Origin of the sequence: Azospirillum sp. B506 (assembly GCF_000333595.1) — a bacterium.
In the GTDB taxonomy this organism is placed as follows: Bacteria; Pseudomonadota; Alphaproteobacteria; order Azospirillales; family Azospirillaceae; genus Azospirillum.
In genome coordinates, this window is sequence record NZ_BADK01000559.1 from 1 (window position 1) to 7,443 (window position 7,443).

Consider the following 7,443-nt stretch of genomic DNA (forward strand, 5'->3'; position numbering starts at 1 on the left):
GCCCATTGCCGGAACGGGTCCTTCTCCTGCCCGCCACGCCAGCGGCTGAAGTCCGAATAGCCACCCGAGTGGTTCCGGACAGGGAGGCGCGGTACTCCACCCTGTCCTGCGCCCCGGATACCGATGCGTTCGCACGCTTGGTGTCGAAGCTGCCATATTCGGCGCCGACCTGCCCGCCGAACGGACCGGCCGGGCGGCGGGTGACGATGTTGACCACGCCGCCGCCGGCATCCGGCCCGAAACGGCCGGGCTGGGGTCCGCGCAGGACCTCGATGCGCTCGACATCGGTCATGTCCATCTCGCCGGCCGCATATTGCGACTGCGACTGGCTGGTGTCGCTCATCTCGACGCCGTCGATGAAGACGCGGGTGTTGCGCGGCCCCAGTCCGCGCAGCCTCACGGTCTGGGCGCCGCCCGGCGCCTGCCGGCCCGACAGGCTGAGACCGGGAACCAGCCCCAGCGCATCGTCGAGACGGTGGATCTGCTGACGTTCGATCTCTTCGCCGCCGATCACGCTGGTGGCGGTGGTCGCCTGCTCCTGCGGCACCGCCGCATCCTTTGGCGCCATGATCTCCAGAGGGGAAAGTTGAAGGTCGTCCGCCGAAGCGAGGGGCGCTCCGGCCACGACCCCGAACCCGGCCAAGGCGAACCGAAGGCGGAAACACTTGATGGAACGGCTTGTCTGCATGCTCTGCCACGTCCTGCTGCAGGCATGGAGGCGCATTCGGACAAGCGGTGCGGCCGCGAAGCCGCCCGTCCGGGGACGCACATCCATGCCGGCTCCGGAAACCGGAGCCGTTGAACGGGCGTTGCCGAACGGACGCCACGACGCGAGGCCCCGCGCCTGGAGAACCATTCAGCTGCGACGTGATTCAGGGAGGATCGACCATCCCGGACTCCGGCCGCGGCAACGCCAATGGACGCGTCACCACGACGGGTTTCCGCACCTTCGACACACCCCGATCGAAGGCAGAGTGACGCTGTCGGAGGCAGGTCTCCTGGCTCGCGGGTCGTCATCCGGCACCGCCTTCCCGACCGGGATCCCAAGGATTTCCGGTCAGTGGCTTTCTGGCGCCGACTCGCCGCTCACAGTTGCGGGGACAGCCACGGCTTGCATCAGGCTTGGACGCCTGTCGCTTCCGTCGTTCCCTTTTAATCTCCCGGCTTGCGCCTGGGAAAACCGCCGACAATGCCTCTGGTGATAGAGGCAGGCCATACGCCTGTCAATGGCGTCGAGCCGTTCCTGTCTTTGCGATGCCGCGGAAGTCCCGGTCAGGGTGCGATCCGCGATTCGGCTGACCGGTCCCGCAACGCCGGTGGCGGAGCCGCGGGCAACATGGCATCCAGGAGTGCCCGCGCCGCCGGATGGTCGAAGGCGAAAGAGGGGCCGACCGGCCGGTCCTCCACCAGTCCGCCGTCATGCAGCACCGCCACCCGGTGACAGAAGCGGCGGACCAGCCGGACGTCGTGGGTGATGAACAGGAAGGCGGTGCCCAGCCGGTCGCGCAGCCCAGCCAGCAGATCCAGGATCTGGAGCTGCAGCACGAGATCGAGATTCGACACCGCCTCGTCCAGCAGGATCAGCCGGGGTTCCGGGGCGAGCGCGCGGGCGATGCAGACGCGCTGAACCTGGCCGCCGCTCATGCTCCCCGGCAGCCGGTCGGCATCCTCCGGCGCCAGCCCGACCAGCCGCAGCAGCTCCGCCACACGGGCGGCGCGTTCCCGCGCGTCGAGGCCGGTCAGGTGCCGCAGCGGTTCGGCGATGATCCGGCCGACCCGATGACGCGGATTGACCGCGCCCAGCGGATCCTGGAACACCGCCTGCACCGTCCGCCGGAAGGTCCGGCGGCCGTCGGTGTCCAGTGCATCGATCGGCTGGCCGAGACAGCGCACCGTGCCGCCATCCGGCCGTTCGAGGCCAAGCATCAGCCGGGCCAGCGTGCTCTTGCCCGATCCGCTGGCGCCAAGCAGCGCCACGCTCTCCCCGTCCCTCACCGACAGGCTGACGCCGCGCAGCACCGTCTTCGACGCCCCCGTAGCGAAGACGCCTTGCCCGCCATACCGCTTCTCCACCGCCTCGGCGGCCAGCAGGATCGTCACGCGAACTCCTCCGGATAGAGCGCCCGGTGGGCATCGAGCAGGGCGCGGGCGGCGTCGGAACGCGGTGCCGCGAACAGCGCGGCCACCGGAGCCGTCTCGACGATACGGCCGGCCTCCATCACCGCCACCTCGTCGGCCAGCCGAGCCACCACCCCCATGTCGTGGGTGACGATCAGCACCCCCAGCCCCCGCGTGGCGACCAGCCGCTCGATCAGGGACAGGATGTGGGCCTGGACCAGCGGGTCGAGGTCGGTGGTCGGCTCGTCGGCCAGCAGAAAGGGCGCCCCGGCCAGCAGCGCCAGGGCGATCATCATGCGCTGAAGCATGCCGCCGCTCATCTCGAACGGGTAGAGACGGGCGATGCGGTCAGGTTCCGGCAGACCGACCTCCGCCAGAATCTCGGGCAGCAGCCGGTCCAGCGCGCCGGCATCGCCGCGCACCGCCAGCGTTTCGCGGGCATGGGCGCGCATGGTCAGCACCGGATTGAAGGCGCTGCGCGGGTTCTGCATCACCGTCGCCACCGCCCGGCCGGGCAGCGTCGCCGGATCGACCGCCTCGCCATCGAGACGGACACGGCCGCCGAGCCGCTCCACCCCGGGCGGCGTCAACCCCTGCAACCCCAGGCAGGTCAGGGATTTGCCCGACCCGCTGGCACCCACCAGCGCGGTGACGCGCCCGCGCTCCACCGCCAGATCGATGCCGCGCACCAACTCCACCGGACGGCCGTCACGGCGGGCGGAGAGCCTGAGCCCCTCCACGCTCAGTCGATGCGCGGTCAATGATCCTCTCCCGCCAGCATCGGGTCGAGCCGGTCGCGCAGGGCGTCGCCCAGCAGGTTGAAGCCCATCACCGTCAGCAGGATCATCAGCCCCGGCCACAGCATCAGCATCGGCTGGGTCCAGATGAATTCGCGCGCGTCGCTGATCATCACCCCCCATTCCGGCGTCGGCGGCATCACCCCCAGCCCGAGGAAGGACAGGCCGGCGACATGCAGGATCATGTGCCCGATGTCGAGCGTCGCCAGCACCACCAGCTGCACCAGCACCCCCGGCAGGATATGCTCCGCGAAGACGCGCGGCCGCGACGCGCCGGAGACGATGGCGGCGGCGACGAAGTCGCGCTCGCGCAGCGACAGCACCATGCCGCGGACGATGCGGGCGTACCAGGCCCAGTGCGACAGGGCGATCGCCAGCACCACATTGGTCAGGCCGGTGCCGAGCACGCCGACCATGAACATGGCGAGCACGAAGGTCGGCACGGTCAGGAAGCCGTCACAGACCCGCATGACGATCCGGTCCGTCCGTCCGCCGAGGAAGCCGGACAGCCCGCCGATGCCGATGCCCAAGGTCAGGATCAGGGCGACGATGACGGCCACCGCCCCCAGCGACACCGAGGCGCCGTGCAGCAGCCGGGCCAGCAGGTCGCGCCCGAGATGATCGGTGCCGAGCCAATGGGCGGCGCTCGGCCCTTCCAGCCGCGCCATCAGATCGACCGCTTCCGGATCCCAGGGAAGCAGGGGAGCGGCCAGGGCGGCCAGGGCGATGACGCCGACCAGGGCCAGCCCGGCCAGCGTCGTGCGGCGCGGCCGGAGCCGGCGGCGGGCACCGGACAGCCCGTCGTCCCGGACAAGCACGCTCATCGCCCGACCTCCCGCGCCGGCCGGATGCGCGGGTCGAGCCATGCATACAGCACGTCGACGGCCAGATTGCACAGCACGAAGATCACCGTCATCAGCAGGGTGAAGCACTGCAACACCGGATAATCCCGGTTGTAGATGGCGGAGACGGCATAGCGCCCGACCCCCGGCCAGCCGAAGATGTTCTCGATCACCAGCGTGCCGCCCAGCAGCTCGCCGATGTGCATCCCGGTGGCGGTGACGATGGGCAGCAGGGCGTTGCGCAGGATATGGTTCTGGACGACCCGCCGCTCCGGCAGGCCGCGCAGCCGGGCATAGAGGACGTGGCGCTGCCCCGCCGTCTCCAGCATGCTGGCGCGCAGCAGCCGGGCGTTGATGCACAGCGACATCAAGGCGACGGCGGCCACCGGCATCGCCAAGTGGCTCCAGCCGCCCCGGCCGAGCGGCGGCAGCCAGTTCAGCGTCACCGAGAACAGCAGAACCAGCAGGAAGCCGAGCCAGAAGTTCGGGATCGACACGCCGGCGAAGGCGAGCGCCCGCACCAGATGGTCGGGCAGGCGGTCGCGGTGCCGCGCCGCCCAGATGCCGAGCGGCAGGCTGACCGCCAGCGTGACGACCAGCGCGGCGGCCCCCAGCTGCAAGGTGGCCGGCAGGTAATAGAGCAGATCGTCCAGCACCGGCCGGCGGGTGACGTAGGACAGCCCGAAATCGAGATGCAGCGCCTGCCACAGCCAGGACAGGTACTGCTCCGCCAGCGGACGGTCCAGCCCGAGCAATTGATGGACCGCGGCGACGGCGGCGTCGGTCGGCGGGATGTTGGACAGGCGCAGGTAATCCAGCGCCGGATCGCCGCGCCCCAGCCGCAGCAGCAGGAACACGCCGACCGACACCACCAGCAGCAAAGGTGGCAAGGTCAGCAGACGGCCGACGATGAAGCGCAACATCCTCCGCTCCCCCGCGTCACGGTGCCGAACGCATGGCGCCGAACGAATTTCGTAGACGCTGGCGCCGAAGCCCACCCCCTCCACGCCGCGGCTGACCGACATCGCGGTCAGGTAGGACAGCGGCAGATAGACCGCCTGCTCGTGCAGGGTGGTCAGGATGTCGCGGTAGAGCGCCTGCCGAGCCGTCTCGTCCCTCGTCACCAGCACGGCGCCGATCTTGGCGTCGATCTCCGCCTTCATCGGCAGGCCGCGCTGCGCCTGGTAATCGGCATGGGCCGGCACCCGCATCGAGCTCACGAAGGAATGCGGATCGTAAGGAGCACCCCAGGTGTCGCCGAAGATCAGGCCGAAGCGGCCGTCCTTCTGCCGGGCCTGGACGGCGTTCTCCTCCTCGCCGACGAGGACGGCGTCGAAGCCGACCGCCTTCAGGTTGGCCTGGATCGCTTCCGCGAGCGCCTTCTCCCGCGCATCGTTGCCGATGAAGCACAATTCCACCCTCAGCGGCTGGCCGTCGCGCATGCGCACGGTTCCACCGGCCGGCAGTGTCCATCCGGCCTCGTCGAGCAGCCTTGCCGCCCGTGCAGGATCGAAGGCGTAGGGTGCGAGGCCGAGGTCGGTGTAGGGGAAGTTCGCGGCGAACAGCGTGTCGGCCCGCGGCTCCAGCCCGTAGAGCAGCTTGGCGACGATGGCGTCCTTGTTCACCGCATGGTTGATGGCGCGGCGCACCGCGACGTCGCTGGTCGGGGCGCGGCCGCTGTTGATCGCCATCGTCCGGGTGGCCAGCGGCGCCGACACCGCGGTCCGACCGGTGCCGCGGGCCTTGAAGCGGGTGAAGCTGTCGGCCGAAATCTGCCCGGTGCCGCCGTAGATCAGGTCGATCTCGCCGGTTTCAAAGGCGACGGCGCGGGCGGTGGGATCGGGGATCACCTTGACGACGATGCGCTCATAGGCCGGCTTCGGCCCCCAGTAGGACGGATTGCGGGTGAAGATGTCGTACTCGCCCTTCTTCGTCTCGGTCAGCATCCAGGGGCCGGTGCCGACCGGGGAGCGGACGCCGTCGGCGGTGATCACCGACGGAGCCGCGAAGCGCACCGGGCGGATCAGAGCCAGCTCCAGCAACGTCGGGTAATAGGGATCCTTCAGGCTCAGGCGGATCCTTCGGCTGTCCAGCACCTCGACCGATTGGATTTGCCCGATCAGTTCCAGCCAGTCATGCCTGGACCGCTCCGACAGAACCGCGTCGAAGTTCGCCTTGACCGCCGCCGCGTCGAACGGCGTGCCGTCGGAGAAGACCACGCCCTCGCGCAGGGTGAAGTCGTAGGTGCGTCCGTCCGGCGAGATCGTCCAGGCGGTGGCAAGCCACGGCTCGATGGTGCCGCCTTCGCGGTAATGCACCAGCGGCTCATAGACCATGGCCTGCGCGAACATCTGGTTGGGCGAGTAACGGTGCGGGTCGAGCGGCCCGACATTGCCGCTCCAGGAGTAGGTCAGTGTTCCTGGCGGACTGGCCGCCGCCGCTTGCCCTCCGGCCATCGCCGCCGCCAGAAAAAGGGCGGCCGTCACCGTGCCGGCCAGTCTCTTCCGCCATAGCGCCATCACATCACCCGTTCCGTTCGGCCTGCCATGGTCCCCGGCCACGTTCGCGGCATGCCCCTCCCCGCCCACCCGCCGGTTGCGGATGGACGGTGAAAACGTCCGGCCCTATGGTCACGCCAGGGACGATACGGCCGACACGGTATGATGTCTATCAAGATTCATCATACTTCCGTCGCAGCGGCATCTTGTCCCGGCCGGCACGGGGGGGGAGGCGACATGCAACGGGTTACGGTCACATTGGACGACGATCTTCTGGCCGACATCGACCGTCTGGTCGAACGGCGCGGCTACCAGGGACGATCGGAAGCGATCCGCGACCTCGCCCGCAGCGGCTTGGCCGAGGCCGCCGCGGCGGAGGGGGAGACGGGCGCCTGCGTGGCTGCGCTGGTGTATGTCTACGACCATGCGGCACGGGAACTGTCGAAACGCCTGACCACCACCTTCCACGAGCACCATGAACTGACGCTGACCACGCTGCACGTCCATCTCGACCATGGAAGCTGCATGGAAGTGGCGGTGCTGAAGGGGGAAGAGGCGGCTGTGCGCGGCATGGCCGAACGGGTGATCGCCGAACGCGGTGTGCGGCATGGCCGCGCGGTTGTGATCCCGATGCGCGACGGGGAAGCCGACGGCGGACATGACCACCACGGTCAATAGTTCCAGATGATCTCACGAAATGCGGAATGTGGTGAGGGCTTATTGCCGCAAGAGGATCCATGCTTCGTTCAAGGCGGCAGTGCCGCCGCGAGGTCCTGGGCATGGACATCCGCCCTCACGCAATGGCGACAACTGGCTGATCAGGTCCGTCCAAAGCTGCCGAAGCTGGCCGATCTGATGGACGAGGCGGGGGAAGACGTCCCGGCCTGCATGACCTTTCCCAAGGAGCGTCGGGCCAAGCCCCACTCGACAAACCCGGCCAGACCGGCCGGAAACCATGAGCGCCTTTCCAATCCTACACCACGGCCAGGGACACGACCTCTGAGGCTCGGCGGCGGACAGCGCCGGTTGACGGTCACCCGCCGTCCGCGCTGCCCACCCAACCCTCGGCCTGCTTCGCGGCCGTCTGGTTCTGGAATCCGCTCAGCGAACGGGAACCGTCGGCGCCGAACCGGAAGGAAAAACTCTTGCCCTGGGTCCGGAAGGCCCGCTCCAGATCGCCGGAGGTAT

The 7,443-nt window shown here is 69.1% G+C and carries 6 protein-coding genes, 1 pseudogene and 1 riboswitch; of the genes and pseudogenes, 2 read left to right on the forward strand and 5 right to left on the reverse strand.

Annotated features, from left to right (window positions below; all coding sequences use genetic code 11):
- The 5 genes from I71_RS16495 to nikA all read right to left on the reverse strand — a co-directional run.
- Nucleotides 1-568 (reverse strand): TonB-dependent receptor (locus tag I71_RS16495; protein WP_159107394.1); only part of this gene is annotated, 568 nt, incomplete at its 3' end.
- Nucleotides 569-970: 402 nt separating this feature from the next.
- Nucleotides 971-1,200, reverse strand: a riboswitch (cobalamin riboswitch).
- A gap of 72 nt (nucleotides 1,201-1,272) precedes the next feature.
- Nucleotides 1,273-2,100 carry a nickel import ATP-binding protein NikE gene (nikE, locus tag I71_RS16500; RefSeq protein WP_049976162.1) on the reverse strand — a complete coding sequence of 276 codons (828 nt, stop codon included), beginning with the start codon at nucleotides 2,098-2,100 and terminating at the stop codon, nucleotides 1,273-1,275.
- Nucleotides 2,097-2,879 (reverse strand): ATP-binding cassette domain-containing protein, encoded by a 783-nt coding sequence (locus I71_RS16505; protein ID WP_375731199.1) that lies wholly within the window; start codon nucleotides 2,877-2,879, stop codon nucleotides 2,097-2,099. The genes nikE and I71_RS16505 overlap by 4 nt, the downstream gene beginning before the upstream one ends.
- The gene (gene nikC / locus I71_RS16510; protein ID WP_049976163.1) at nucleotides 2,876-3,739 is read right to left on the reverse strand and encodes a nickel ABC transporter permease subunit NikC; all 864 of its coding nucleotides are present in this window, start codon (nucleotides 3,737-3,739) and stop codon (nucleotides 2,876-2,878) included. The genes I71_RS16505 and nikC overlap by 4 nt, the downstream gene beginning before the upstream one ends.
- Complete coding sequence (nikA, locus tag I71_RS39805; protein ID WP_244433878.1) at nucleotides 3,736-6,276, reverse strand: nickel ABC transporter substrate-binding protein; 2,541 nt, start codon at nucleotides 6,274-6,276, stop codon at nucleotides 3,736-3,738. The genes nikC and nikA overlap by 4 nt, the downstream gene beginning before the upstream one ends.
- 216 nt (nucleotides 6,277-6,492) lie before the next feature.
- Here nikA and nikR point away from each other — a divergent pair, with 216 nt between their 5' ends.
- Nucleotides 6,493-6,933 carry a nickel-responsive transcriptional regulator NikR gene (nikR, locus tag I71_RS16525; RefSeq protein ID WP_042695937.1) on the forward strand — a complete coding sequence of 147 codons (441 nt, stop codon included), beginning with the start codon at nucleotides 6,493-6,495 and terminating at the stop codon, nucleotides 6,931-6,933.
- Nucleotides 6,934-7,038: 105 nt separating this feature from the next.
- A pseudogene (locus I71_RS36065) lies at nucleotides 7,039-7,191 on the forward strand (transposase); the annotation flags it as partial.
- Nucleotides 7,192-7,443 lie beyond the last annotated feature (252 nt).

What these genes read in the sequence shown, in the direction of transcription:
- nikC (WP_049976163.1), bottom strand. Translation starts at nt 3,739, where the DNA reads ATGAGCGTGCTTGTCCGGGACGACGGGCTGTCCGGTGCCCGCCGCCGG.
- nikA (WP_244433878.1), bottom strand. Translation starts at nt 6,276, where the DNA reads ATGGCGCTATGGCGGAAGAGACTGGCCGGCACGGTGACGGCCGCCCTT.
- nikR (WP_042695937.1), top strand. Translation starts at nt 6,493, where the DNA reads ATGCAACGGGTTACGGTCACATTGGACGACGATCTTCTGGCCGACATC.